At 68.0% G+C, this 26,403-nt stretch carries 22 protein-coding genes; 8 read left to right on the top strand and 14 right to left on the bottom strand.

Going from position 1 to position 26,403, the window contains the following annotated elements; genetic code table 11:
• Positions 1-25 precede the first annotated feature (25 nt).
• The 3 genes from ABE85_RS26600 to polA all read right to left on the bottom strand — a co-directional run bounded on the left by ABE85_RS26600 (position 26) and on the right by polA (position 5,034).
• Positions 26-760 carry an ATP-binding cassette domain-containing protein gene (locus ABE85_RS26600; RefSeq protein ID WP_082939139.1) on the bottom strand — a complete coding sequence of 245 codons (735 nt, stop codon included), beginning with the start codon at positions 758-760 and terminating at the stop codon, positions 26-28.
• Positions 753-2,021, bottom strand: a complete 1,269-nt coding sequence (locus ABE85_RS26595) for a lipoprotein-releasing ABC transporter permease subunit (protein WP_067283937.1) — start codon at positions 2,019-2,021, stop codon at positions 753-755. The genes ABE85_RS26600 and ABE85_RS26595 overlap by 8 nt, the downstream gene beginning before the upstream one ends.
• 235 nt (positions 2,022-2,256) lie before the next feature.
• Positions 2,257-5,034 (bottom strand): DNA polymerase I, encoded by a 2,778-nt coding sequence (polA, locus tag ABE85_RS26590; RefSeq protein WP_067283935.1) that lies wholly within the window; start codon positions 5,032-5,034, stop codon positions 2,257-2,259.
• Positions 5,035-5,147: 113 nt separating this feature from the next.
• Between polA and ABE85_RS26585 the strand changes: the two genes are divergently transcribed.
• The 4 genes from ABE85_RS26585 to ABE85_RS26570 all read left to right on the top strand — a co-directional run bounded on the left by ABE85_RS26585 (position 5,148) and on the right by ABE85_RS26570 (position 9,815).
• A complete protein-coding gene (locus ABE85_RS26585; RefSeq protein WP_067283933.1) occupies positions 5,148-5,492 on the top strand; it encodes a hypothetical protein in 345 nt (114 codons plus the stop codon).
• A 54-nt stretch (positions 5,493-5,546) separates the two neighbouring features.
• A complete protein-coding gene (locus ABE85_RS26580) occupies positions 5,547-6,530 on the top strand; it encodes a homoserine kinase (protein ID WP_067283931.1) in 984 nt (327 codons plus the stop codon).
• Positions 6,527-7,366, top strand: a complete 840-nt coding sequence (locus tag ABE85_RS26575; RefSeq protein ID WP_067283929.1) for a BPSS1780 family membrane protein — start codon at positions 6,527-6,529, stop codon at positions 7,364-7,366. The genes ABE85_RS26580 and ABE85_RS26575 overlap by 4 nt, the downstream gene beginning before the upstream one ends.
• A 241-nt stretch (positions 7,367-7,607) precedes the next feature.
• Positions 7,608-9,815, top strand: a complete 2,208-nt coding sequence (locus ABE85_RS26570) for a PhoX family phosphatase (protein WP_067283927.1) — start codon at positions 7,608-7,610, stop codon at positions 9,813-9,815.
• A gap of 1 nt (position 9,816) precedes the next feature.
• Here the strand turns inward: ABE85_RS26570 and ABE85_RS26565 are convergent, their stop codons facing one another.
• The 3 genes from ABE85_RS26565 to ABE85_RS26555 form a co-directional block, all read right to left on the bottom strand.
• Positions 9,817-11,031: a HipA domain-containing protein gene (locus tag ABE85_RS26565; protein ID WP_067283925.1), complete on the bottom strand. Its 1,215-nt coding sequence runs from the start codon at positions 11,029-11,031 to the stop codon at positions 9,817-9,819.
• Positions 11,028-11,348, bottom strand: a complete 321-nt coding sequence (locus tag ABE85_RS26560) for a helix-turn-helix transcriptional regulator (RefSeq protein WP_082939138.1) — start codon at positions 11,346-11,348, stop codon at positions 11,028-11,030. Before ABE85_RS26560 ends, ABE85_RS26565 begins: the two co-directional genes overlap by 4 nt.
• A 137-nt stretch (positions 11,349-11,485) precedes the next feature.
• Positions 11,486-13,918: a UvrD-helicase domain-containing protein gene (locus ABE85_RS26555; RefSeq protein ID WP_082939137.1), complete on the bottom strand. Its 2,433-nt coding sequence runs from the start codon at positions 13,916-13,918 to the stop codon at positions 11,486-11,488.
• A gap of 37 nt (positions 13,919-13,955) precedes the next feature.
• Between ABE85_RS26555 and ABE85_RS26550 the strand changes: the two genes are divergently transcribed.
• Together ABE85_RS26550 and ABE85_RS26545 are read left to right on the top strand one after the other, a co-directional pair.
• Positions 13,956-14,414 carry a YchJ family protein gene (locus ABE85_RS26550; protein ID WP_082939136.1) on the top strand — a complete coding sequence of 153 codons (459 nt, stop codon included), beginning with the start codon at positions 13,956-13,958 and terminating at the stop codon, positions 14,412-14,414.
• A gap of 303 nt (positions 14,415-14,717) precedes the next feature.
• Positions 14,718-15,500, top strand: coding sequence for a pseudouridine synthase (locus ABE85_RS26545; protein WP_082939135.1), 783 nt, complete (start codon positions 14,718-14,720; stop codon positions 15,498-15,500).
• A gap of 109 nt (positions 15,501-15,609) precedes the next feature.
• Here the strand turns inward: ABE85_RS26545 and ABE85_RS26540 are convergent, their stop codons facing one another.
• On the bottom strand, positions 15,610-16,692 hold the full coding sequence (locus ABE85_RS26540; protein ID WP_067283919.1) for an exo-alpha-sialidase: 1,083 nt from the start codon (positions 16,690-16,692) through the stop codon (positions 15,610-15,612).
• A 119-nt stretch (positions 16,693-16,811) separates the two neighbouring features.
• Positions 16,812-17,081 carry a MoaD/ThiS family protein gene (locus ABE85_RS26535; protein WP_067283917.1) on the bottom strand — a complete coding sequence of 90 codons (270 nt, stop codon included), beginning with the start codon at positions 17,079-17,081 and terminating at the stop codon, positions 16,812-16,814.
• A gap of 70 nt (positions 17,082-17,151) precedes the next feature.
• On the opposite strand from ABE85_RS26535, the gene rarD reads away from it, so the two are divergent.
• Complete coding sequence (gene rarD, locus ABE85_RS26530; protein WP_067283914.1) at positions 17,152-18,057, top strand: EamA family transporter RarD; 906 nt, start codon at positions 17,152-17,154, stop codon at positions 18,055-18,057.
• Between the two features lie 96 nt (positions 18,058-18,153).
• Here the strand turns inward: rarD and ahpF are convergent, their stop codons facing one another.
• The 3 genes from ahpF to lysA form a co-directional block, all read right to left on the bottom strand.
• A complete protein-coding gene (ahpF, locus tag ABE85_RS26525; protein WP_067283912.1) occupies positions 18,154-19,707 on the bottom strand; it encodes an alkyl hydroperoxide reductase subunit F in 1,554 nt (517 codons plus the stop codon).
• 210 nt (positions 19,708-19,917) lie between these two features.
• Positions 19,918-20,481 (bottom strand): alkyl hydroperoxide reductase subunit C, encoded by a 564-nt coding sequence (gene ahpC, locus ABE85_RS26520; protein ID WP_067283909.1) that lies wholly within the window; start codon positions 20,479-20,481, stop codon positions 19,918-19,920.
• A gap of 230 nt (positions 20,482-20,711) precedes the next feature.
• Positions 20,712-21,974 carry a diaminopimelate decarboxylase gene (gene lysA / locus ABE85_RS26515; RefSeq protein ID WP_067283906.1) on the bottom strand — a complete coding sequence of 421 codons (1,263 nt, stop codon included), beginning with the start codon at positions 21,972-21,974 and terminating at the stop codon, positions 20,712-20,714.
• Between the two features lie 155 nt (positions 21,975-22,129).
• Here lysA and ABE85_RS26510 point away from each other — a divergent pair, with 155 nt between their 5' ends.
• Positions 22,130-23,065: a LysR family transcriptional regulator gene (locus tag ABE85_RS26510; protein WP_067283904.1), complete on the top strand. Its 936-nt coding sequence runs from the start codon at positions 22,130-22,132 to the stop codon at positions 23,063-23,065.
• A gap of 61 nt (positions 23,066-23,126) precedes the next feature.
• Here ABE85_RS26510 and dxs read toward each other — a convergent pair whose 3' ends face one another.
• From dxs to ABE85_RS26495, 3 genes are read right to left on the bottom strand one after another with little or no spacing between them, the layout of a single operon-like run.
• Positions 23,127-25,082 carry a 1-deoxy-D-xylulose-5-phosphate synthase gene (dxs, locus tag ABE85_RS26505; RefSeq protein ID WP_067283902.1) on the bottom strand — a complete coding sequence of 652 codons (1,956 nt, stop codon included), beginning with the start codon at positions 25,080-25,082 and terminating at the stop codon, positions 23,127-23,129.
• Positions 25,083-25,142: 60 nt separating this feature from the next.
• Complete coding sequence (locus tag ABE85_RS26500; protein ID WP_231993376.1) at positions 25,143-26,003, bottom strand: polyprenyl synthetase family protein; 861 nt, start codon at positions 26,001-26,003, stop codon at positions 25,143-25,145.
• 27 nt (positions 26,004-26,030) lie between these two features.
• On the bottom strand, positions 26,031-26,291 hold the full coding sequence (locus tag ABE85_RS26495) for an exodeoxyribonuclease VII small subunit (RefSeq protein WP_067283897.1): 261 nt from the start codon (positions 26,289-26,291) through the stop codon (positions 26,031-26,033).
• Positions 26,292-26,403 lie beyond the last annotated feature (112 nt).

Raw genomic sequence — 26,403 nt, 5'->3', positions numbered from 1 at the left:
TCGTAATGCAGCCCTCAGGGAGCGCTCAGGCCGCGACCGGTTGCAACGCGCCGCCGACCAGGCGCCGCTGATGCTCGCAACGGGCCGCCAGGTCCTGGTCATGGGTGACCATGACGAAGGCGGTCCCCAGCTCGCGGGCCATCTCGAGCATCAGGTCGAAGACCGTCGCGGCGGTCGATCGGTCGAGGTTGCCCGTCGGCTCATCGGCCAGCACGCAGGCCGGGCCGGTGACCAGCGCCCGGGCGATCGCCACGCGCTGGCGCTCGCCGCCGGACAGCTCGCCGGGACGATGCAGCACGCGCGGACCGAGCCCCACCCGCGTCAGCACCTTCTCGGCCTGCGCGCGCGCCTGCTCCTGGGGCACACGACGGATGCGCAGCGGCATCGCGACGTTGTCCAGCGCGCTGAATTCCGGCAGCAGGTGGTGGAACTGGTAGATGAACCCGAGGTGCTGGTTGCGCCAGTCGCCGCGAGCCTTCTCGCCGAGCGCGCCGAGGTCGCGTCCCATCAGCTCGACGCGGCCTGCGGAAGGCTTGTCCAGGCCGCCGAGCAGATGCAGCAGCGTGCTCTTGCCCGAGCCCGAGGCCCCCAGCACCGCCAGCGTCTCGCCGGCTTTCACGACGACGTCGAGGTTGTGGAAGACCTGCACGTCCAGCGGCCCTTCGACGAAGCGCTTGCCCAGGCCCTGGCCCTGCAGCACCACCTGTCCGGCGGGGATGCGGGCGACCGACGGCATGGTGTTCTTCTTCACGTCACTCATAGCGCAGCGCCTCCGCGGGTTGGACGCGGCTGGCGCGCCAGCTCGGATAGACCGTCGCGACGAAGGCCAGGATCAGCGAGGTCACGGTGATGGGCACGATGTCGGACCACTGCGGATCGCTCGGCATGTGGCTGATGACGTAGATGCTGGCCGGCAGGAAGGTGGTGTGCAGCAGTTTCTCGATGGTCGGAACGATCACGTCCAGGTTGTGCGCGACGACCAAGCCCAGTCCGAGTCCGCCCAGCGTGCCGATCACGCCGGCCAACGCGCCCTGGATCATGAACACGCCCATGATCGAGCGCGGGCTCGCGCCCAGCGTGCGCAGGATCGCGATGTCGGCCTGCTTGTCGGTGACGGTCATCACCAGCGTCGACACCAGGTTGAACGCGGCGACCGCGACGATCAGCGTCAGGATGATGCCCATCATCCGCTTCTCGACCTGGACCGCGTCGTACCAGTTGGCGTTGGTGCGGGTCCAGTCGCGGACGTAGATGGCCTGCCCCGCCTGCAGCAGGTCGCGCTGCAATTGAGCGCCGACCTGACGGGCCAGTTGCACGTCACGCAGCTTCAACTGCACGCCGCTCGGCGTGCCGGTGCGGAACAGCTTGGCGGCATCGCCCACATGGATGAGCGCCAGGCCGCTGTCGTACTCATAGTGGCCGGCCTCGAAGACGCCGACCAGTGTGAACTGCCGCAGCGTCGGCTGGACGCCCAGCGGCGTCACCTGCCCCGACGGGATCGCCAGCGTGATCTTGTCGCCGCGCTGCACGCCCAGTTGCCGCGCCAGCTCGACGCCCAGGATGATGTTCCATTGCCCCGGCTGCAGACGCTCCAGCAGGCCGTCCTTCGCCAGCTTCTCGGCGATCGGCGTCACCGTCGGCTCCAGCGCCGGATCGATGCCCCGCACGATCGTGCCCCGCATGTCGGAACCCCGCGCGATCAGCGCCTGGCCCGACACGAACGGCGCGGCGGCAGCAACCTCAGGATTCTTCTTCGCCTGATCCGCCACCGCCCGCCAATCCGGCAAGCCCTCACCCGTGTCGTTCAGCAGCTCAACGTGCGCGATCACGGACAGCATCCGTTCACGGACCTCCTTCTGGAAGCCGTTCATCACCGACAGGACGATGATCAACGCGGCAACACCCAGCGCAATGCCGAACATCGACACACCAGAGATGAAGGAGATGAAGCGGTTGCGGCGCCCTCCACGCCCAGCTCGCGTGTAACGCCAGCCGATCTGCAACTCATAGGGCCAATTCATAGGGGGTGGATGCTAACCGCTCGCCCCACCCTTCCCGCTTAGGACTGGCTGATGAGCGACGGACGCCGGGGCGGGCCCCAGGCCGCTGTCGCATCGAGCCCGGACGCCAACTCGCGCCGCTCACCTGCGGTTCGCTGTGCTCGAACAGACGGCGCCCAAGTCAGTTTTTTCGAAAGGCTCGATGCGACAGCGGCCTGGGGCCCGCCCCGGCGTCCGCGATGCACCGAGCTCTCCGTCAATGCGCCTCGTCCCAGTTGGCGCCAACGCCAACTTCCGCCAGCAACGGCACCTTCAACGCGGCAACACCAGCCATCAGCGTCGGCACCTCGGCCTTCACCCAGTCAAGCTCCTCGTCCGGCACCTCGAAGACCAGTTCGTCATGCACCTGCATCACGACCTTCGTCTTCTTGCCCTGCTCGTCCAGCGCCTGCTGCACCGCGATCATCGCCAGCTTGATCAGGTCGGCCGCCGTGCCCTGCATCGGCGCATTGATCGCCTGACGCTCCGCACCGCTGCGACGCGGACCGTTGCCCGAATTGATCTCCGGCAGCCACAGACGCCGACCGAAGACCGTCTCGACGTAGCCCTTCTCCTTGGCGAACTGCTTGGTGTCGTCCATGTAGCTGCGCACGCCGGCGAAGCGCGTGAAGTAACGGTCGATGTAGTCCTTCGCCGCCTTCTGCTCGATGCCCAGCGACTGCGCCAGCCCGAACGCGCCCATGCCGTAGATCAGACCGAAGTTGATCGTCTTCGCGTAACGCCGCTGCTCGGGCGTGACCGCATCCACGTCACCGCCGAAGACCTCCGCGGCCGTCGCGCGATGCACGTCCTGCCCCTCCTGGAAGGCCTTCAACAGACCCGGGTCCCCGCTCATGTGCGCCATGATCCGCAGCTCGATCTGCGAATAGTCCGCCGACACGATGTGATGCCCCGCCGGCGCGATGAAGGCCTCGCGCACACGCCGGCCCTCGGCCGTTCGGATGGGGATGTTCTGCAGGTTGGGCTCGTTGCTGGACAGGCGACCCGTCACGGCCACCGCCTGCGAGTAGGTCGTGTGCACGCGACCCGTCGTCGCATTGACCATCAACGGCAGCTTGTCCGTGTAGGTGCTCTTGAGCTTGGCCAGCGAGCGGTACTCCAGGATCTTGGCCGGCAGCGGGAAGTCCGCCGACAGCTTCTCCAGCACCTCCTCGTCCGTCGACGGCGCGCCGGTCGCGGTCCGCTTCACCACCGGCAGGCCGAGCCGGTTGAACAGGATCTCGCCGATCTGCTTGGGCGAGCCGATGTTGAACGGCTGACCCGCGATCTCGTAAGCCGCCTGCTCGGCCGCCACCATGCGCTGGCCGAGGTCGGCGCTCTGCGCCTGCAGCCGACCGGCGTCGATCAGCACGCCGGTGCGCTCGATGCGCGCCAGCAGCGCCGACACCGGCATCTCGATCTGCTCGTAGATGAACTTCAGTCCGGCGTCGGCCTCCAGGCGCGGCATCAGCGTCTGGTGCACGTGCAGGCACATCTCGGAGTCCTCGCAGGAGTACTCCGACGCCTTCGCCACCTCGACCTGCGCGAACGGGATCTGGTGCGCGCCCTTGCCGCAGAGGTCCTCGTAGCTCAGGCCCTTGCGGCCCAGCACGCGGTCGGCCAGCGCCTCCAGGCCGTGACTGCGATGCGCCTCCAGCACGTAGCTTTCCAGCATCGTGTCGAAGGCCGTGCCCTGGACCGCGATGCCGTGGTTGGCCAGCACGTGGGTGTCGTACTTGACGTTCTGCGCGACCTTCTTCTTCAGCGGATCCTCGAGCCAGGGCTTGAGCTTCGCCAGCACCGCGTCCATCGGCAACTGCTCGGGCGCGTCCGGACCGTCGTGACGGATCGGGATGTAGGCGGCCTCGCCCGGCTTCACGCTGAAGCTGATGCCGACGATCCGCGCCTGCATCGGATCCAGCGAGTCGGTCTCGGTGTCGAAGGCGGACAGCTCCGCGGCGTTCAGCTGCTCGACCCAGGCATCGAGCCGGGACATGTCGAGGATGGTCTCGTAGCGCTTGTCGACGGGGATCGCCGGGTGCTGGTGCTCCGCAGGGGAATCGGTCGGGCTCGCCGCGCCGACGTCCGCTTCCGGCCTGGCGCGCTTGGGCGCGTCGCCGCCGAGCTTGCCTTCCAGGTCGCGCTTCCAGGTCTTGAAGCCGTTGCGCGTGTAGAAGTCGAGCAGCCCCGCCTCGTCGACCGGATTGAAGGCCAGCGCCTCCAGCGCCGGCCAGCCCGCGACGTGCACGCACAGGTCGCAGTCGACCTTGACCGTCACCAGCTTGCGGCCCATCGGCAGCCAGTCCAGCGCCTTGCGCAGGTTCTCGCCGGCGACGCCCTTGATCTGGTCCGCGTTGGCGATCACGCCGTCCAGCGAGCCGTGCTCGGCGATCCACTTGGCCGCGGTCTTCGGGCCGACCTTCTCGACGCCCGGCACGTTGTCCACCGTGTCGCCCATGAGGGTCAGGTAGTCGATGATCCGGTCCGGGGGCACGCCGAACTTGGCCACCACGCCGGCCTCGTCCAGCTTCTCGTTGCTCATCGTGTTGATCAGCGAGACGTCCGGCGTCACGAGCTGCGCCAGGTCCTTGTCGCCGGTCGAGATCACCACCTGGTGCCCCGCCTGCGCCGCCACCCGCGACAGCGTGCCGATGCAGTCGTCGGCCTCCACGCCGGGCACCGTCAGCACCGGCCAGCCCAGCAGCTTCACCACCTCGTGGATGGGGTCGATCTGCTCGCGCAGCGCGTCGGGCATCGGGGCGCGCTGGGCCTTGTATTCGGGGTACCACTCGTCGCGGAAGGTCGGGCCGGACGCGTCGAAGACGCAGGCCGCATGCTCGGCGCCGTAGTCGTCGCGCAGCTTCTTCAGCATGGCCACCATGCCGTGGATGGCGCCGGTGGGCTGCCCGCCGGGACCGCGCAGGTCGGGCATGGCGTGGAACGCGCGATAGAGGTAGCTGGATCCGTCGACCAGCAGCATCAGAGGTTTGCTCATCCCGACATTGTTGCAGGCGCACGCCACCCCGGCTGTCAGCAGGCCGCGCCTGACACCGGCACCCGCCCGGGGGGCGGGGTTTTCCTGGGGCCAAGCTTAGAATCGACCTCACCATGAAAACCATCCGCCTCGCCCCTCTGTTCGCCGTCCTGGCCGCCTTGGCGTCCCAGGCTCACGCGGCCGACGCGCCGGCTCCGGTCCCGGCTCCCGCCGAGGCCGCGAAGTTCCGCGACGTGCCCGAGGTGAAGGTCGAACAGCTCGTCAACGAAGACGACAAGGTCCGCATCGAGGAAACCCGGGTGAGGGGCCTGACCCAAAAGGTCGTGGTCAAGAACAAGGACAGCAAGGCGCCCGAGTACGAGATCCTGCTCGGCGACACCGGTCGCGACATCCCCACCCGCCAGGGCGCCGACCGCGGCAACGCGGGCGCGCGGGTCTGGCGCCTCTTCAATTTCTGACCTGGGCGGGCTGATCCGACGCGGTCGGCCCCCGGTCCGTTCCTTTTCCCTTTCATGGCCGTATTCACCGACGTCTCGACCGAGCAGGCGCAAGCGCTGCTGGACACGCTGGCCCTGGGCGAGCTGCAGTCGCTCAAGGGCATCACCGCCGGCATCGAGAACACCAACTACTTCGTCACCACGACGCGCGACGGCCAGACGCACGACTACGTGCTGACGATCTTCGAGCGCCTGAGCTTCGAGCAGTTGCCGTTCTACCTGGAGCTGATGCGCCACCTCGCGCGCAAGGGCGTGCCGGTGCCCGCGCCGCAGCCCGACGCGCAGGACCGCATCCTGCACACCGTGGCCGGCAAGCCGGCGGCGGTCGTGGACAAGCTGCTCGGCGGCCATCAGCTGGCCCCGGACGTGTTCCATTGCGAGCAGGTCGGCGCCGGCCTCGCCCGCATGCATCTGGCCGGCCAGGACTTCCCGCTGCACCAGGACAACCTGCGCGGCCTGCCCTGGTGGCGCGAGACCGTGCCGGTCGTGCTGCCGCACATGACGCCGGCGCAGGCCGAACTGCTGCGCGCCGAACTGGCCTTCCAGGAACAGCTCGCCGACGCCGCCGCGGCGCTGCCGCGCGGCCCCGTCCATGCGGACCTGTTCCGCGACAACGTGATGTTCGACGGCCTGCCCGGACGCGAGAAGCTCAGCGGCTTCTTCGACTTCTACTTCGCCGGGGTCGACAGCTTCCTGTTCGACCTCTGCGTCTGTTTGAACGACTGGTGCATCGACCTGGACAGCGGCCGTCTCGACGAGCAGCGCGCCGGCGCCTTCGTCAAGGCCTACGAGTCGGTGCGCCCGCTCTCCGGCGCCGAGCATCGCCTGCTCCCCGGCCTCCTGCGCGCGGCCGCGCTGCGTTTCTGGATCTCGCGGCTGTGGGACTTCCACCTGCCGCGCGAGGCCAGCCTCCTCACCCCCCACGATCCCACCCATTTCGAGCGCGTCCTGCGCGAGCGCATCGCCAGGCCCTGGCATGCGCTGGAGTCCCTGCCATGATCCTGCACCTGCAAACAGTCCCGCCGCGCAACGGTCTGCTCTGGGTGCGCCACGGGCTGAAGGTGCTGCGGCGCAAGCCGATCGCGCTGGTCGGCCTGTTCGCCGTGTTCCTGCTGGTCTCGTCGGTGCTGCAGCTGGTGCCGCTGCTGGGTCAGCTGGTGGTGCTGGCGGCGCTGCCGCTGGTGTCGCTGTCCTTCATGCTGGCGTCGCACCAGGTGCTGCAGTCGCACACGCCGACCGCGGCGATCTTCGCGCAGCCGCTGCAGCTGACCAAGGAACGCCGGCGCGACCAGTTGATCCTCGGGTTCCTCTACGCCTTCAGCACGATCGCCGTGATGTTCCTCGCCCACTGGCTGGACGGCGGCGCCCTGGTGCGCGCGGTCGAACAGGTGGCCGCGGCGGGCAGCGCCGCCAAGCCCGACCAGAAGGCCATCGAGGCCACCATCGGCGATCCGTCGCTGACCACCGGCATCGGCCTGCGGCTGCTGCTGACGGGCCTGATCTCGATCCCGTTCTGGCACGCGCCGGCGCTGATCCACTGGGGCGGCCAGGGCGTGATGCAGGCGCTGTTCTCCAGCACGCTGGGCGTGTGGCGCAACAAGGGCGCGTTCGCGCTGTCGGGCCTGGTCTGGGTCGGCCTGACCTTCGGCGCGACCATGGTGCTCACCATCGTCGGCATGCTGCTGGGGCTGGCCAACCTGCTGCCCTTCCTGCTGGTGCCGCTGGCGATGATCCTGACGACGGCGTTCTACTGCTCGCTGTACTTCACCTTCATCGACTGCTTCATGTTCGGCGCACCGAAAGACCTCCCCGAGACGCCGGTCACGCCGGTCTGACCACGGGTTCGATCAGGGCCGCTGCCCCGTGTCACCTGGAAGTGGGTGACAGGTCTTGCCCTTTCGAGCACCCGTCGCTCCCAGGGACTGGCTCCGCCGTTCGCTCCACCCTCTGCTCCACCATCTGCTCCACCATTCGCACCGTGATGACGGGACGTAATTCCTAACGACTTTTTCACGTCCTCGTCACTTGTCCTTCGCAGAATCCGCCCGCCTTTCCATAGCAGCGGAGCATTCACGAATGAGCAAGCAGCACGACATCGTTGCCAGCCAAGACAACGCCAACGAGTACGACGAGGACGCGGTCGTCAATCCGTCCGCCAACCCGCATTTCGAAGACATCCTGGCCGCGCGCCTGTCGCGGCGCGTCGCCCTCAAGGGCGGCATCACCACGGCGGCCTCCGCGCTGCTCGGCGGCTCCATCCTGAGCGCCTGCGGCAGCAGCGACGACTCGCCGGCCCCGGCCCCCACCCCGGCTCCGCTGAAGATCGGCTTCAACGCCGTCGCCAAGAACAAGAACGACCTGGTGACCGTGGCCGACGGCTACAACGTCAGCATCCTGCACGCGCTGGGCGACCCGCTGCAATTCGGTGAAGAGTCCTGGAAGGACGACGGTTCCGAAACCGCCGAGTCCTACAACCGCCGCATCGGCGACGGCCACGACGGCATGTACTACTTCGGCCTGAGCGAAGCCGGCGCCTTCGATGCCAAGCGCTCGGACCGCGGCCTGCTGGCCGTCAACCACGAGTACGTCGTCGCCCCCTACAGCCTGCACCCGGCCGGGCGCACCGCCGGCGCCGCGCGCAACGCGACCGAAGTGACCAAGGAAATCTACGCCCACGGCATCTCCGTGGTCGAAGTCAAGCGCGAGGCCACGGGCACCGGCATGGCGATGGTGCGCGGCTCGCGCTTCAACCGTCGCGTGACCTCGGCCACGACGATGGACTTCACCGGTCCGGCCAAGGGCCACCCCCTGCTGCAGACGCTGTTCAGCCCGACGGCCGTGCAGACCCGCGGCACCAACAACAACTGCGCCAACGGCTACACCCCGTGGGGCACCTACCTGACCTGCGAGGAGAACTACCTCAACGTGATCAGCCGTGCCGCCGGGGACGACGCGCTGCGCAGCGGTCCCAAGGAAGTGGCCGGCCTCAACCGCTACGGCCTGCCGCAGAACCGCAAGAGCCCCTACCTGTGGGAAACGGCCGGCAGCGACGACCTGTTCGTGCGCTGGAACTCGTCGGTGACGGGCGCCGCCGCGGCCGCCGACTACCGCAACACGATCAACACCTTCGGCTGGGTGGTCGAGATCGACCCGTTCGCGCCGGACTCCGTGCCCGCCAAGCGCACCGCGCTGGGCCGCTTCAACCATGAAGGCGCCTGGCCCGCCGAGGCGGTCGCCGGCAAGCCGATCGTCCTCTACATGGGCGACGACTCGCGCAACGAGTACATCTACAAGTTCGTCTCCAAGGCCAACTGGGATGCGGCCGACGTCGGCAAGGGCATGGCCGCCGGCGCGAAGTACCTGGACGAGGGCACGCTCTACGTGGCCAAGTTCAACGCCGACGGCACCGGCAACTGGATGGCGCTGACCTTCGGCGCCAACGGCCTGACCGCGGCCAACGCGACCTACGCCTTCGCCGACCAGGGCGACGTCCTGATCAATGCGCGCATCGCGGGCGACATCCTCGGCGCCACGAAGATGGACCGTCCGGAGTGGGGGGCCGTGCATCCGACCAACGGCGAGGTCTACATGACCTTGACCAACAACAGCAACCGCGTGCCCGCCACCGCGACGCCGACCGGCAGCCAGCTCAAGCCGGACGCCGCGAACCCGCGCTACTACGAGGACCTGAAGGGCACGACCTCGCAGAAGGGCAACCCCAACGGCCACATCATCCGCTGGAAGGAAGACGCGACCGACGTCACCAAGCTGACCTGGGACGTCTACCTGTTCGGCGCGCAGGCCGATGCGGCCGCGGACGTGAACCTGTCGGGGCTGGCGGACAGCAACGACTTCTCGAGCCCGGACGGCCTGTACTTCGACAAGCGCGGCATGCTGTGGATCCAGACCGACGACGGCGCCTACACCGACATCACCAACTGCATGATGCTGGCGGCCTTGCCGGGCAAGGTCGGCGACGGCGGCGTGGCGACGGCCGCGGGCGGCACGCAGACCCGCGCGGGCGCCAAGGCGACGTCGGACACGCTGCGCCGTTTCCTGGTCGGCCCGAAGGAATGCGAGATCACCGGCATCGCGATGACGCCGGACTACAAGACGCTGTTCTTCAACGTCCAGCACCCGGGCGAGGAAACGACGCCGGACTTCGCGGCCAAGACCTACGGCAGCTACTGGCCGGCCAACCAGGCCGACCAGACGGTGAAGAAGCGTCCGCGTTCCGCGACGGTCATCATCACCCGCAAGGACGGCGGCGAGATCGGCATCTGATCTAGCGGGAAATCTCCGGAGCGAGGGCGGCCTGACGGTCGCTCTCGCCGAGGACACGGCTGAGGATCGCTTCGCTCACGTGCCGCGGCACGTGGTTCGCGAGCTCGTCGGCCAACACTGGCGCCTGTGCGAGCACTGCCTCGCACAGGCGTTTCAATTCCAGCGTGACGCTGCGCGGCGCGATGTCGCAGTCCCGCGCGAAGTCGGCCCAGGCCGCGGCGTCGAAGGCGGCCGCATCGCCGGTGCCGCCAGCGAATCCATGCGCCGGCGCCGCGCGCAGGCCGCCGTGGTCGACGAAGAAGGACAGGTCCTTCGCGCCTGCGCCTTCGCAGCCGATGAGCTGGCGGAACATCGTCCATCGCAGCAGCGCCCGGCTGTCGACCAGCGGCGTGGGGCTGTGCCCCAGCAGCGAGAACAGCTGCGCGAGCGACACGCCATCCTGATTGCCCGGCGGTACGCCGAGCGCCTGACCGGCGTTGATCGCATGCACGCGCCGCACGCGGCCGTCCTCGAGGCGATGCCGATCGAAGCGCTCGACCAGCAGCACCGGTTCCGGCACGCGGTGCAATTGCGCCGGCGCCACGTCCAGGCCCACGCGCGCGGCGAGCCGCAGGCAGAAGAATTCGTTGAAGGGCTGATCGCCCAACCCGTTCGCATCGGGCGCCGGCTTGAGCACATGGGTCGAGGCCATCTGCGGCCCGTCGACGAAGTGCCAGCCACCGTCCCGTTCGACGTAGATCCCGAGCTTGTCCCGCTCGCCGCCGAGCGCGCCGCGCACCTGTCCGTCCCACACCGCAAAGGGCAAGGCATCGCGCTGGCGGATGCGCTCGGAGACCTCATCGCGCGGGATCGCCCGCTGCACCGGACCTGCCGGCCGTTGAAGGCCGTCCGCGATCAAGCGCACGGCACCGGGCAGATCCCGCCCCATCAGGCGCAGCGCGCCGACGCTGTCCTCGGGTCTCAGCCCGAGCGCGGGGAAGATCCGCGAACGCGCCTCGCCCACAGGCAGCAGGTGGTCGAAGAACGCGAGCACGGCGTCGTCTGCGGACTCGCTGCCCGGTCCGCCGCGCGGAGGCATCGGCAGCGACGGGGACAGCGGGAAGGCCAGGACTTCCGACGTCCATCGTTCGAGATAAGCCAGCGAGATCGGGGACGCCTCGGCGGCTTTCAGCCAGCCGACTTCATGTTCATCGAGCCAGAGCTCCAGACCGTTCATGCATCGTCATCCAGGTCGGAGAACTTCGAGTCGCGCGCGGTGCGGATCGCGCGCCGGACGACTTCGCGCTGCTGCGACGGCACGGCGAAGAGGCTCACGCCGAGCGCCCTCGCCGCCTTGAGCACGGTGGAGAGGCTCACGCCGCCCTGGCCCGTCTCGATGTTGATCAGTGTCTGACGAGACATGCCCAGCGCGTCGGCGGCTTCGACGAGCGGCAGGCGCGCCGTGGTGCGCGCGGCGCGGACGGCGGCGCCCAGCGCCAGCGCGTCCTCGATCATCGGGTCGTCGGGCGGATCGATCGGTACAACAGTTCGCATGGAGATTCCAGAATCAAAGACCTATTCGGATCTCCCTCCCAGGGCAAAACTGATTCCTGTTTGCTGGAATCTTTATCGCCTCACCGCCATTCTGCGCCTGTCGCCAGACCTCACGGCGTGCTCTGTACGATGTCCGCTCAGTCGATCGGGGTCAGCTTGGCCACGCTGAGCGCCAGCCACTTCGTGCCGTGCCGGCCGAAGTTCACCTGCGCCCGCGCGTCCGGCCCATTGCCTTCGAGCGTGAGCAGCACGCCTTCGCCGAACTTGTTGTGGAACACGCCCTTGCCGACGCGCAGTCCACCATGTTCGTTGCCGGTCTTCTCGGCCGCCGATTGCTTCATCGCCTTGGGCACCGGGGCCTGAGGGAAACCGGCCGCATCGACACGGCCCGCGCCCACCATCGACTTCAACCCCGAGCCGCGCTGCCAGGCCTGCTGGTAGTCCTTCGCGAAGCCCGAGCCGAAGCCCTGGTTGCGCGGCGTCAGCCACTTCAAGGTCTCCTCGGGGAGCTCCTCCATGAAGCGGCTCTTGATGTTGTAGCGGGTCTGGCCGTGCAGCATCCGCGTCTGGCAGAAGCTGATGTACAGCCGCTGGCGCGCGCGCGTGATCGCGACGTACATCAGCCGGCGCTCTTCCTCCAGCCCGTCCGAGTCGGACAGCGAGTTCTCATGCGGGAACAGGCCCTCTTCCATGCCGGTGATGAACACCGCGTCGAACTCCAGGCCCTTGGCCGAGTGCACCGTCATCAACTGGATCGCGTCCTGGCCGGCCTGCGCCTGGTTGTCGCCGGCCTCCAGCGAGGCATGCGTCAGGAAGGCCGCCAGCGGCGACATGATCTCGCCGGTCTCCGCGTCCGGCGTCGCGGGCGCCGCCGGAGCGACCGCCGCGGGCAGTCCGTCCGCGATCGCGCCGGGCGAGTGCTCGTCCACCGGCAGCGCCACCGCGTCCTTGCCGAAGCCCTCCTGCGTCACGAAGGCCTCGGCGGCGTTGACCAGTTCGCCCAGGTTCTCCAGCCGGTCCTCGCCTTCCTTCTCCGCGCGGTAGAACGCGGTCAGGCCCGAGTGCTCGATGATGTGCTCGATGATCTCGCGCAGCGTGAGGCCGGCCGTGGCCTCGCGCATCGCGTCGACCAGACCGACGAAGCCCGCCAGGCTCGCGCCGCCGCGACCGCCGACCGCGCCTATGCTCTGCACCAGCGAGCGTCCGCTCGGACGCGCCGCGTCCTGCAGCTGCTCGACGGTCCGCGCGCCGATGCCGCGCGCCGGGAAGTTGACGACGCGCAGGAAGCTGGTGTCGTCGTTGGGGTTCTCGATCAGGCGCAGGTAGGCCAGCGCGTGCTTCACCTCGGCGCGTTCGAAGAAGCGCAGGCCGCCGTACACGCGGTACGGGATGCCGGCGTTGAACAGCGCCGACTCGATCACCCGCGACTGCGCGTTGCTCCGGTAGAGCACCGCGATCTCCTTGCGTTCCAGGCCCTGGCGATGGAGGGCTTGCGCCTCCTCCAGCAACCATTGCGCCTCGGCGAAATCGCTGCTCGCCTCGTGCACGCGAACGGGCTCGCCTGGACCCGCCTCGGTGCGCAGGTTCTTGCCCAGGCGGTGGCTGTTGTTGCTGATCAGCGCGTTGGCCGCGTCCAGGATGTTGCCGAAGCTGCGGTAGTTCTGCTCCAGCTTCACGACCTGGCGCACGCGGTACTCGCGCTCGAAGTCGGCCATGTTGCCCACGCGCGCGCCGCGGAAGGCGTAGATGCTCTGGTCGTCGTCGCCCACCGCGAACACGCCCTGCCCGCGCCCCGGCGGCGCGAACATCTTCAGCCACGCGTACTGCAGCTTGTTGGTGTCCTGGAACTCGTCGACCAGCACGTACTGGAAGCGGCGCTGGTAATGCTCGCGCACCGCCTGGTTGTCGCGCATCAACTCGAACGAGCGCAGCATCAGCTCGGCGAAGTCGACCACGCCTTCGCGCTCGCACTGGTCCTGGTAGGCCTGGTAGATCTCGACCAGCTTGCGGGTCTGCTCGTCGCGCAGGTCGATGTCCTTGGGACGCATGCCGTCCTCTTTCGCGCCGGCGATGTACCAGGAGACCTGCTTGGGGACGAAGCGCTCCTCGTCGAGCTTCATCGCCTTGATGACGCGCTTGACCGCGGAGACCGTGTCGCCCGAGTCCAGGATCTGGAAACCTTGCGGCAAGCCGGCCAGTTTCCAGTGCGCGCGCAGGAAGCGGTTGCACAGGCCGTGGAAGGTGCCGATCCACATGCCGCGCACGTTCACCGGCAGCATCGCGGACAGGCGCGTGACCATCTCCTTGGCGGCCTTGTTGGTGAAGGTCACCGCCAGCACCGAGGCCGGGGTCGCATGGCCCTGGCTCATCAGCCAGGCGATGCGGGTGGTCAGCACGCGGGTCTTGCCCGAGCCGGCGCCGGCGAGGATCAGCGCGGGCTCCTGGCCCAGCGTCACCGCGGCGTACTGCTCGGGGTTGAGGTTGTCCAGCAGGCCGCGCGGCGCGCGCGGCGTGAACAGGTCCTCTTGAGGCGGGGTCGGGCGCTCGTCGCCGAAATCCTGGGAATTCATCCAGCCATTCTAGAGAGACTGGCATGATGCCGCCCCCATGAAGCCAGAAAAATCAAAGACCTCGGCGAACAGCGCGAGCGGCAAGGCGATCACCGCCGGTTCAGAGGGAAACCCGTGCCCCTGCGGCAGCGGCCGCCCTTACGCATCGTGTTGCGGCGCGTTGCACCGCGCCTTCGCCGACAGCGGCGCGCTCATCGCGGCGGACGCGCAGGCGCTGATGCGCTCGCGGTACACGGCCTACACGATGGATCTGATCGACTATCTGCTCGCGACCTGGCACCCGAGCACCCGGCCGGCATCACTGGATCGCGGCGAGCGCGACCTGAAGTGGCTGGGCCTGGAAGTGCGCTCGCACACGCGCCAGGACGCGGACCACGAGACCGTGTCCTTCGTCGCGCGCAGCAAGGTCGGCGGGCGCGCGCACCGCATGCAGGAAGTCAGCCGATTCGTGCGGGAGCACGGGGCGTGGCTGTATGTGGACGGGCAGATCGACTGACCAGCCGCACGGCCGGCGTGCGGCGCACCATCCGGCCCAAGACCTGGACGAACCGGTCCAGGAAGGACCGGTGGCCGATGTGAAACTCCTGAGGCATGGCGAACTCCTGCGACTGCGACGACAACGACGACTGCGGACCGGGGGGTCCCGCCACCGACATCGATGGCGCTGAGGGCCTGCTGCGATGATGAGCAGGCCGCATGACAGGATTTTGGCGAAGCACCCTGTGACTGACCTCTCCCCCCAAACGGGGAAAAGAGGGCAAAAAACGCTCCAGGCGTGCGCACACCGTCCCCTTCAGCGATGACATCTCCTTCCAACCTCCCTTCCCTCGCCCTGACCGACCCCGCCGCCGATGCCAGCGTGGCATCCATCGATCCGTCGCGCGCGCTCCGTCTCCTCCATCTGGACGAACACCTCGCGGTGATCGACAAGCCCGCGGGGCTGCTGGTGCATCGCACCGCCATCGACGCGCACGAGGAAGACGCCGCGCTGCAGCGTCTGCGCGATCAGCTTGGCCGGCCCGTCTGGCCGGCGCATCGCCTGGACCGCGGCACCTCGGGCGTGCTCGTCTTCGCGTTGAGCGCCGAGGTGGCAAGCCTGCTCGGCGGGGCACTGGCCGAGCGCCGCACCCACAAGCGCTATCTGGCGCTGGTGCGAGGCTGGCCCGTCGGCCAGGACGACGAAGGCGGCGGCGTCATCGACCATCCGCTCGCGCGCGATCCCGAGCTGCCGTCCGCCGGCCAGCCGCACCTGGAGGCGCAGACCGAGTGGACCTGCCTGCGACGGCATGAGGTGCCTGTCAGCACCGATCCGCGCTTCGCGACGACGCGACTGGCGCTGCTCGCCTGCGAGCCGGTCCAGGGGCGACGGCACCAGATCCGCAGACACCTGAAACACATCGCGCATCCGATCGTCGGCGACGCCAACCACGGCAAGGGACCGCTCAACCGCGCGCTCGCGGCGCACTTCGGCCTGCAGCGGCTGTGGCTGCATGCGCAGCGACTGACCCTGGCGCACCCGATCACCGGGGCGCTGCTCAAGATCGAAGCGGCGCCCGGCGCGGAGTGGGGCCAATTCTTCTGATCGCCGTCACAGCACTGCCACCGCCGCTGGCCCTCACCCCTGCCCTCTCCCGCAAGCGGGAGAGGGAGTAAAAACGGCGGCGCACTTCCGCAAGCGAAGAAGCAGAAAGTCAGCCGAAGCGCACCGCGTAGATCGGCGGCAGGTGCCCGGACACGAGTTGCCAGCGATCGCCGGCATCATCGGTCGCCCACAGGTTGCCGGTCGTGCTGCCCATCAGCAGACGTCGGCCGTCGTCGTGCGCGGCCAGGCCGTGGCGGTAGACAAGGTCGTAGCAATGCGCCTGCGGCAGGCCGTTGCGCAGCGTCTCGAAGGTCTTGCCGCCGTCCCGCGTGCGGTTCACCACCAGCGCGCCGTCGACAGGCAGGCGCCGCTCGTCCTTGATGCCGGGCACGAACCACGCCGTGTCGGGATCGCCGGCATGGGCGGCCACCGCGAAGCCGAAGCCCGACAGCGGCGGCTTGATCTCGCCCCAGTTCGCGCCGCCGTCGACGGAGCGCCAGACGCCGTTGTGATGCTGGCACCAGAGCACATCCGGATCGGCGGCGCTGGCGACGATGCGATGCGGGTCCTGGGTGTTCTCCTCGCCCTGCTGCTCCGGCGGGAGGAAGTCGGCCCGCATGCCTCTGGCGCTGATGTGCCAATTGGCGCCGCCATCCTCGCTGCGCCAGGCGCCGCCGCAGGAGATGCCGAGCAGCAGCCGCTTCGGATCGCGCGGATCGACGTTGATCGAATGGATGCCCGGCGCGTCGTAGCCGCCGCCGAACCAGCCCAGCCGCTCGGGCTTCTCCCACAGCGTGTCGACGAGTTGCCAGGACTCGCCCTGGTCGTCGCTCACGAAGAGACCGCCGGGGATGGTCCCGGCCCACAGCCGTCCGTCGCCGCCGCGCTCCAGCGCCCAGATCTGCTGGAGCTTCCACGGCGGCCCCTCCGCGCCTTGCGGCTGCTCGGGGAACGCGGGCGCGGCGAGCTCGCGCCAGGTGGCGCCGCCGTCGTCCGACACCTGCAGCTTCGAACCGAAATGCCCGAGATTGAGCGCCGCGAACATCCGTCCGCCGCCCGCCGGCGCGGGCAACACCATGCTGACGGGATCCCCAACGAAACTGTGACGGCCTATCGACCATCCGCCTTTGGCGGGATCGTTCCGAAGTTCGAACAGGCCCTTGCGGGTCGCGGCCCAGGCGGTGGTGGACATCGGTGTCTCCTTGCGATGGCTGGTGTTGCGATGGCGGATCTCACCTCTCACGACGATCGAGCGTCGCGGTTCTCGACAGGCGCAACCGGCCGATCAACGCCCGATCGATCGACTTCCGATCAACCGCCCGACAGTGCCTGCAGCACGTAGACCTTGGACTGCGCCGTCAGCGGATCGCTGAGCGCCTGGCGGTCCCGCGCGCGGTGGCCGTCGATGAACACCGCGACGTGCGTCCGCAGGTGCCCCTGCTCATCCAGGATGTAGCCGCGCAATCGCGGATTGCAGTCGAAGGCGAGCGTCAGCGCCTCCCCCAGCGTGCCGGCGTCGCAGTCCAGCTTGGGGGTATCGACGAAGCGATGCAGTTGCGACGTGAATTCGACGTGGGCCATGGTGTCCATCCTGCGACGAAGCGGGCCGCCTGAAAAGAGCAGAATCGCGGGCCCTCGCGCTCCAAGAACCATGACCAACGCCACCTCCACCGCCGCCGATCCCGCTCACGCCCGCACCGGCATGCTCTACGCCGCGCTGGCCTACATCGCGTGGGGCTTGTTCCCGCTCTACTTCAAGCGGCTGAGCGACGTCAGCGCGTTCGAGGTCATCGCGCACCGGACGCTGTGGTCCATGGTCTTCGTCGCCATCCTGCTGACGGCGCTGCGCCGCTGGGCCTGGCTCGGTCCGGTGCTGCGCTCGCCGAAGCTGCTCGGGACCTGCGCGGTGTCGGCGCTGCTGCTGTCGACCAACTGGCTGGTCTACGTATGGGCAGTACAGCAGGGGCATGTCGTCGAAGCCAGTCTGGGGTACTTCATCAACCCGCTCGTGAACGTGATGCTGGGCTTCGTGTTCCTGCGCGAGCGGCTGCGGCCCGTGCAGTGGTTGGCGATCGGGCTTGCGGCGGCGGGCGTGATCTGGCTGACGGTGACCGCGGGACGGCTGCCGTGGATCGCGCTGGTGCTCGCGCTGAGCTTCGGGATCTACGGGCTGATGCGCAAGACGGCGCATCTCGGTGCGCTGGAGGGGCTGACGCTGGAGACGCTGATCCTCTCGCCCTTCGCCGCGGTGGCGTTGTTCTGGTGGACCAGCCAGGGCACCAGTGCGTTTGCGACCGGCGATGCCGGCCACATCGCGTGGCTGCTGCTCGCCGGACCGCTGACGGCCGTGCCGCTGCTGCTGTTCGCCGCCGGCGCGCGCCGCATCACGCTGACGACGCTCGGCCTCGTGCAATACCTGTCCCCGACGATCCAGTTCCTGCTCGGGGTGTGGCTGTATCACGAGCCGCTCGCCGGTGCGCGACTCGTCGGCTTCGTGCTGATCTGGTCGGCGCTCGCGGTCTACAGCGCGGAGAGCCTCTGGCGCTCACGCCGTTGAAGTTCCAGACCCACCAAGCGGAGCCCGAGGACCGGACTCTGCCGGTCCTCTGGGCTCGCCCTCTTGAGGGGGTGCGCGAAGCGCGTAGGGGGAGGGTCAGTTTCTGATGATGTGGTCGAAGGCGCTGAGTGCCGCCTTCGCGCCATCACCGGCCGCGATGATGATCTGCTTGAACGGCACCGTCGTCGCATCACCCGCAGCGAACACGCCCGGCACCGAGGTCTGACCCTTCGCGTCGACGATGATTTCGCCGTGCTTGGACAGCTCGATCGTGCCGCGCAGCCACTCGGTATTGGGTACCAGGCCGATCTGCACGAACACGCCTTCGACCTCGACGCGCTTGCTCTCGCCAGTCGCACGATCCACGTAGTTCAGACCATCCAGCTTGCCCGCCGTCCCGGTGAACTCGCTCGTCTGCGCCTGCTTCAGGATGACGACGTTCGGCAGGCTTTCCAGCTTCTTCACCAGCACCGCATCCGCGCGCAGCTGATCGCCGAATTCCAGCAGCGTCACATGCGCCACGATGCCGGCCAGGTCGATCGCCGCCTCGACGCCGGAGTTCCCGCCGCCGATCACCGCCACGCGCTTGCCCTTGAACAGCGGACCGTCGCAATGCGGGCAGTAGGCCACGCCCTTGTTCTTGTATTCCTGCTCGCCGGGCACATTGACGTTCTTCCAACGCGCGCCGGTCGAGATGATCAGGGTCTTGCTCTTGAGCGAGCCGCCGTTGGCCAGCTTCAGCTCGACCAGGCCGCCCGGCGTGGTCGCCGGAATGAGCGCTTCACCGCGCTGCAGGTTCATCACGTCAACGCCGTAATCCTTGACGTGCGATTCCAGCGCCATCGAGAACTTCGGACCGTCGGTCGACAGCACGGAGATGTAGTTCTCGATCGCCAGCGTGTCGTTGACCTGGCCGCCGAAGCGCTCGGCCGCGATGCCGGTGCGGATGCCCTTGCGGGCCGCATACACCGCCGCCGCCGCGCCGGCCGGGCCGCCGCCGACGATCAGCACGTCGTACGGTTCCTTGGCCGACAGCTTGGCCGCGTCCTTCTCCGCCGCGCCGGTGTCCAGCTTGGCGGCGATCTCTTCCACGGTCATGCGGCCCGAGCCGAATTCCTGGCCGTTCAGGTAGATCGTGGGCACGGCCATGATCTCGCGGGCATTGACCTCGTCCTGGAACAGCGCGCCGTCCACGATCACCGTCTTCACACGCGGATTCAGCACCGACATCAGCGACAGCGCCTGCACGACGTCCGGGCAGTTGTGGCAGGTCAGGGACATGTACACCTCGAAGAGGTAGTCGCCGTCCAGGCCCTTGATCTGGTCGATGGTGGACTGCTCCACCTTCGGGGGATGGCCGCCCGTCCACAGCAGGGCCAGCACCAGCGAGGTGAACTCATGGCCCAGGGGAATCGCGGCGAAGCGCAGGCTCTGCTCGGTGCCCGTGCGCTTCAGGCTGAACGACGGCTTGCGCGCATCGTTGCCGTTCAGGTTCAACGTGATCTTGTCGGACATCGCGGTGATGTCCTGCAGCAGCTGCTTGAGCTCTGCGGCGCTCTCGGAGTCGTTCAACGAGGCTTCGATCTCGAACGGCAGCGTGACCCGCTCCAGGTAGGCCTTGAGCTGAGCCTTCAGGTTGTCGTCCAACATCGTTGCTTCCTTCCAATTTTCTTAAGCGACTTCGAGAACCGGCCTCCCTGTCAGATCAGAGGGGCGGCCGAGCACACGCCCGCGGACCGGATCGGTCCACGCGCGGCGCGTTTGCAGTGAGGGGGAGAGGAACGTCCTCATCCGGATCACCGGTCCGGGGGCAAAGACGATCCGGACGGACCGCCTCCACCCCCGTGAGGGCGAGATCCTTTAGATCTTGCCGACCAGGTCCAGCGACGGGGCGATGGTCTTGTCGCCTTCGTTCCACTTGGCCGGGCAGACCTGGCCCGGGTTCTTGGCGACGTACTGGGCAGCCTTCAGCTTGCGCAGCGTTTCCTTGACGTCGCGGGCGATCGCGTTGTCATGCACTTCCAGGGTCTTGATGACGCCGTCCGGATTGATCACGAAGGTGCCGCGCAGGGCCAGGCCTTCTTCCGGGATGTGCACGCCGAAGGCGTTCGTCAGGGCGTGCGTCGGGTCGCCGACCAGCGGGAACTTGGCCTTGCCGACGGCCGGCGAGGTTTCGTGCCACACCTTGTGCGAGAAGTGCGTGTCGGTCGTGACGATGTAGACCTCGGCGCCCAGCTTCTGGAACTCGCCGTAGTTGTCCGCCGCGTCTTCGACTTCCGTCGGGCAGTTGAAGGTGAAGGCGGCCGGCATGAAGATCAGCACGGACCACTTGCCCTTGAGCGACTCTTCAGTGACCTCGATGAACTTGCCGTTGTGGAACGCTTGGGCCTTGAAGGGTTGGACTTGGGTGTTGATCAGGGACATTGCTTCGTTCTCGCAGTCAGGGGTTGATGGGATGGAAAGAATGATAGGGGGCGAAGGCTATCGGTGGGTTTGAATTCCCCAATGCGGCCTATTGCGAATCCCTATTGAGCCAAGCTATCAAAAATTAGATGTGCGATAGCAAAAACGTCATATCGCCGTCAAACCACCGTCAAATCCACCCGATCGCCCCGTACTGCGCTGCAACCGCGATCAAACCGCCATGACAGCGATCAGACCGCTTCCAGCGCCAGCAATTCCTCGACGGTCTGACGGCGGCGGATCAGCCGGTCCGAAGCGCCATCGACCAGCACTTCGGCGATCAGCGGTCGGCTGTTGTAGTTGCTGGACATGGACGCGCCGTATGCGCCGGTGTCGTGGATGACGAGCAGATCGCCGACCTTCGCTTGCGGCAATTCCCGCGCCAGGACCACGCCGCCTTCAGCCTGCGTGAACACGTCGCCGGATTCGCAGAGCGGACCCGCCACCACCGTCTCCTGGAGAGTCCGGCGTTGGCCGTCCGCGGGAATCAGGCTCATCGCATGGAAGCTGCCGTACATCGCCGGCCGCATCAGCTCATTGAAGCCGGCGTCGACCAGCAGGAAGTGCTGACGGCCCTGCGCCTTGACCGCGCGGACCTCCGCCAGCAGCACGCCGGATTCCGCCACCAGATAGCGACCCGGTTCGATCTCCAGGTCCAACGGATGGCCGACCACGTTCTCGGCCTCCTTCCGGGCGGCGTCCCACAGGCTGAAGTAGTGCGCGGTGTCGATGCGCTCGCCGCCCTCCTGATAGGGAATCGACAGCCCGCCGCCGGCCGAGATCGCCAGCAGATCCAGACCGCTTTGCTTGACGGTCCGGACGAGATCGACCATCGCGCTGCCGACGCGTCCAAGATGCTCGTAGTCGACGCCCGAGCCAATGTGCATGTGCAGCCCGATCAGCGTCAGCCCGCGGCGCGCGATCACGGCCAGCGCATCGGTCAGTTGCTCATGCCAGATGCCGTGCTTGCTGTGTTCGCCGCCGGTGTTGGTCTTGTTGCTGTGGCCGTGGCCGAAACCGGGATTCAGCCGCAGCCACACCGGGTGGCCGGGTGAGACCTCGCCGAGCTGCTCCAGCATGTCGATCGACCCGGCGTTCACCGGGACGCGGTGCTCGACGACCGTCTTGAGCGTCTCGCGGTCCAGCAGGTCGGCGGTGAACACGATGTCCGAATGGACCGCATCCGCGCCGGTGCCGACGGTGAAACCGGCGGCGAAGGCGCGCAGCAGCTCGCCGCGCGACACCGAGTCGACCTTCACGCCCCGCTCCCTCATCAGTCGGAGGATGTGGGTGTTGGAGCACGCCTTCTGAGCGAAGCGCACCGTGTCGAAACCACCCAGCGCGGTGATGCGCTCGCGGATGACGGCGGCGTCGTACACCCACAGCGGGGTGCCGTACTTCGCGGTGAGCGCTTGCAGCTGCTGTTCGCGGGCGGGGGTCAGGGCTTGCGGCATGTCAGGAATCCTTGCGTCGAATGCATCTTGGAACTCCCCGGAAGCTTCTGGAAGTTCTTGCAATGGCCACAAGCATCCATCGGACGGCGCATTCAATCAAATGCTTTGTTTTGCCGATCGAATTCATTTTTGATATGCACTGATATCCTGCCGGGATGCCCCTGCCCATCACGCATCGCCACATCGAAGTCTTCCGCGCCGTCATGACCGCCGGCAGCGTGACCGGCGCCGCGCAACTGTTGTTCACGTCCCAGCCGACCATCAGCCGGGAGTTGGCACGGATGGAATCGCTGCTCGGCTACGCGCTGTTCGACCGCGCGCCGGGGCGGCTGCGTCCGACCGCGCGGGCGCTGGCGCTGTTCGATGAAGTCCAGCGCGCCTACCAGGGCCTGGATCAGGTCGTCGCCCGCGCCCAGTCCCTGGGCCGCGCCGAGGACGAACGCCTGCGCGTCCTGACGCTGCCGGCGCTGGCGCACGCGCTGCTGCCGGACGCCAGCGCCGACTGGCTCGCCCGGCATCCGCAGGCGGAACTGACGCTGACGCCTCAGGAATCACCGCTGCTGGAGGAATGGATGGCCGCCCAGCGCTTCGACATCGGCCTGAGCGAGGTGTCCACCACCGTGCCCGGCACGCGCAGCGAGACGCTGGCCGAGCTCGACGAGGTCTGCGTGCTGCCCGCGGGTCACCGGCTGCTGGAGCGGCAAGTCCTGACCCCGCAGGACTTCGAGGGCGAGCGCTTCGTCAGCCTGTCCGCGGAGGATCCCTACCGCCGCCAGTTCGACGCCATCTTTGCAAGTGCCGGCGTGCGGCGTCGTCTGCAAATGGAGACACACAGCGCGATCGCCGTCTGCGCGCTGGTTCAGAAAAACCTGGGCATTGCGCTCGTGAATCCGCTGACCGCGCGGGCGTGCGCCGGACCGGATCTTCACCTGCGGCCGTTCTCGGTGTCGGTGCCCTTCCGCATCCAGGCCTTGTGGCCGCTGCACCGCGCCATGCATGCGCTGACGCAGGATTTCATTGATGCGGTGAAGCGTGCGCTCGCGCCCGCGATGGCCAGCCAACGACCGGCCGGCAAAGCAAAACGGCGCTGACCACGAGGCCAGCGTCGTTTGAGCGTCGTTTGAGCGCCGTTCGAAGGAGAGCGCCGCGCGCTCAGGCGACCTTGACGGCCACCGGCGCGAGGGTCGACAGGAAGCGCTCGCGGATCGAGCGCTCGATGCCGACGGCATCCAGGCCGCACTGGGCCATGAGCTTGCCGGGTTCGCCGTGCTCGACGTACTCGTCGGGCAGACCCAGCTGCAGCACCGGCAGCGACAGGCCTTCGGCCTGCAGCGCTTCCAGCACCGCGCTGCCGGCGCCGCCCATGACGCAGCCGTCCTCGACGGTCACCAGCGCGTCGTGGGTGCGGGCCAGTTCCTTCACCAGCTCGACGTCCAGCGGCTTCACGAAGCGCATGTTGGCGACGCTGGCGTCGAGCGCCTCCGCCGCCTTCAGCGCCGGATGCAGCAGCGTGCCGAAGGCCAGGATCGCGACGCGCGGCGCATGCGACCCGGCACGGCCACCGGTCGCCGGCAGCGACGAGGTCCGGCGCATCTCGCCCTTGCCCCAGGGCAGCGCGACCATCTCCTTGCGGATCTCCGCGCCTATGCCCGCGCCGCGCGGATAACGGACCGTCACCGGGCCGTTGTGCACGTGACCGGTGTACAGCGCCTGACGGCACTCGTTCTCGTCCGACGGCGTGATCACGCTCATGTTCGGAATGCAGCGCGTGAAGGCGATGTCGTAATTGCCGGCGTGCGTCGCGCCGTCGGCGCCGACCAGGCCCGCGCGGTCCAGCGCGAACAGCACGGGCAGGTTCTGCAGCGCCACGTCGTGGACCAGTTGGTCGTAACCGCGCTGCAGGAAGGTCGAATAGATCGCCACCACCGGCCGCAGGCCCTCGCAGGCCAGGCCGCCGGCGAAGGTCACCGCATGCTGCTCGGCGATGCCGACGTCGTAGTAGCGCGTCGGGAAACGCTTGTGGAACTCGACCATGCCCGAGCCCTCGCGCATCGCCGGCGTGATGCCGACCAGCGTGGGATCAGCCTCGGCCATGTCGCAGAGCCAGTCGCCGAACACCGTCGTGAAGGTCTTCTTGGCCGGCGCGGTCGAGGGCTTGATGCCTTCGGCCGGGTTGAACGGCGTCGGGCCGTGGTACTTGACCGGGTCGGCCTCCGCCAGCTTGTAGCCCTGGCCCTTGCGCGTGACCAGGTGCAGGAACTGCGGGCCCTTCTTGTCGCGCAGGTTCTCCAGCGTCGGGATCAGCGCGTCCAGGTCGTGCCCGTCGATGGGGCCGACGTAGTTGAAGCCGAATTCCTCGAAGATCGTCCCGGGCACGAACATGCCCTTGGTGTGTTCTTCAAAGCGGCGCGCGAACTCGTACAGCGGCGTGTGCTTGAGCACCGACTTCGCGCCTTCTCGCGCGGCGGCGTAGAACTTGCCGCTCATCAGCCGGGTGAAATACTTGTTCAGCGCGCCGACCGGCGGGCTGATCGACATGTCGTTGTCGTTGAGGATCACCAGCACGTCGCCCAGCAGGCCGCCATGCGCGACGCCGGCGTTGTTCAAGGCCTCGAAGGCCATGCCGGCGGTCATCGCGCCGTCGCCGATGATCGCGACCACGCGGCGCGACTCGCCCTTGATCCGGGCGGCCATCGCCATGCCGTGGGCGGCGGAGATCGAGGTGCTCGAGTGCGCGGTGCCGAAGGTGTCGTACTCGCTCTCGTCGCGGCGCGGGAAGCCGGAGATGCCGCCCTGCTGACGCAGCGTCGCCATCGCGTCGCGGCGACCGGTCAGGATCTTGTGCGGGTAGGTCTGGTGGCCGACGTCCCACACCAGCCGGTCGCGCGGCGTGTCGTAGACGTAATGCAGCGCGACCGTCATCTCCACGGTGCCCAGGTTCGACGACAGATGGCCGCCGGTCTTGGACACGCTGTTGAGGATGTGCGCACGGACCTCGTCCGCCAGCTGCGGGAGCTGACCGCGCGACAGCCGGCGCACGTCCGCGGGGCTCTCGATGGTCGACAGCAGCGTCTGCGCGGCTGTCGCGTTCGATGGGTTCTCGCTCATGGCGTCGCCTCTCTCTTTTGCCGGAGCCTTGTCGGAACCTTGCCGGGTCCGACGAGGATCTCAGTTGTCGCGCTCGACCACCTTGTCAGCCAGCAGGCTGAGCCAGGCGGTGTCGGCCAGGCCGCTGCCGGCGAGCGCCTGATGCGCCTCGTCCCGCAGGCGGAGCGCATACGCGCGGGCGGGCTCCAGGCCCAGCACGCTGACGTAGGTCGGCTTGTTGTTGTCCTGATCCTTGCCGGCGGTCTTGCCCAGCACGTCGCTGTCCTGCGTCACGTCCAGGATGTCGTCGACGACCTGGAAGGCCAGGCCGATCGCCGCGCCGTAGCGGCTCAGCGACGCCCACGCGGCGGGCGTCAACTCGCCGCACGCCGCGCCCATCAGGACGCTGGCCTGCAGCAGCACGCCGGTCTTGCGGCGGTGCATGTCACGCAGCTTGGCTTCGTCCAGCGGCTTGCCGATGCTGGCCAGGTCGATCGCCTGACCGCCGGCCATGCCGTCGTAGCCGCTGGCGCGCGCCAGCAGCCGGCACAGCCGGGCCTGCAACGCGGGCTCGACGCCCTCGTCCGGCGTCAGCACGTCGAAGGCCAGCGCCTGCATCGCGTCACCGGCCAGCATCGCCTGGGCTTCGCCGTACTGCACGTGCAGCGTCGGCTTGCCGCGGCGCAGCACGTCGTTGTCCATGCAGGGCATGTCGTCATGCGCCAGCGAATACGCGTGGATCAGCTCCACCGCGCACGCCGCACGCATCGCCGCCTCGCGCCGGCCGGCGGCGGCATCGGCCGCGGCCAGCACCAGCAGCGGACGCAGACGCTTGCCCGCACCGAGGACGGCATACCGCATGGCCTCGCCGAGACCGGCCGGTGCCGCTTCGGGCACCCAGGCCTCCAGCGCACGCTCGACGTCCTCGAGCGACTGACTCACCCAACGTTCGAAAATACCCGCATCCACTTATTCATCTCCCCAAGCCTGCGCGCTCCCACCTTCAATGACCTGTACTTGTTGTTCGACGGCCTGAAGTCGGGTGCGGCAGTATTTGAGCAAGGCGGCTCCCCGCTGGTAGCTGGCCAGCAACTGGTCCAGCGGCAGCTGCCCGGCCTCCATGGCCTGCACCAGACGTTCCAACTCCTCGACCGCCAGCTCATAGCTGGCAGGCTCCTGCTCCTGGATCGTGGGCTGCGCCGTCTTGGCGCTGGCGGAAGGCTTGCTCATTTCAAAACGCGAAAAGGCTGATTGTAAGCACCGTCACCACCCCGTCCGCCGTCCGACCGTCGGGGGATGTGAGCGCGCCGCCACAGGCGTCAGCGGGTGTTTCGGGCGCTGG

The organism is Mitsuaria sp. 7, assembly GCF_001653795.1.
In the GTDB taxonomy this organism is placed as follows: Bacteria; Pseudomonadota; Gammaproteobacteria; order Burkholderiales; family Burkholderiaceae_C; genus Roseateles.
The sequence above is the reverse complement of the archived record's forward strand: the minus strand, read 5'-3'. Positions and strand labels throughout refer to the sequence as shown.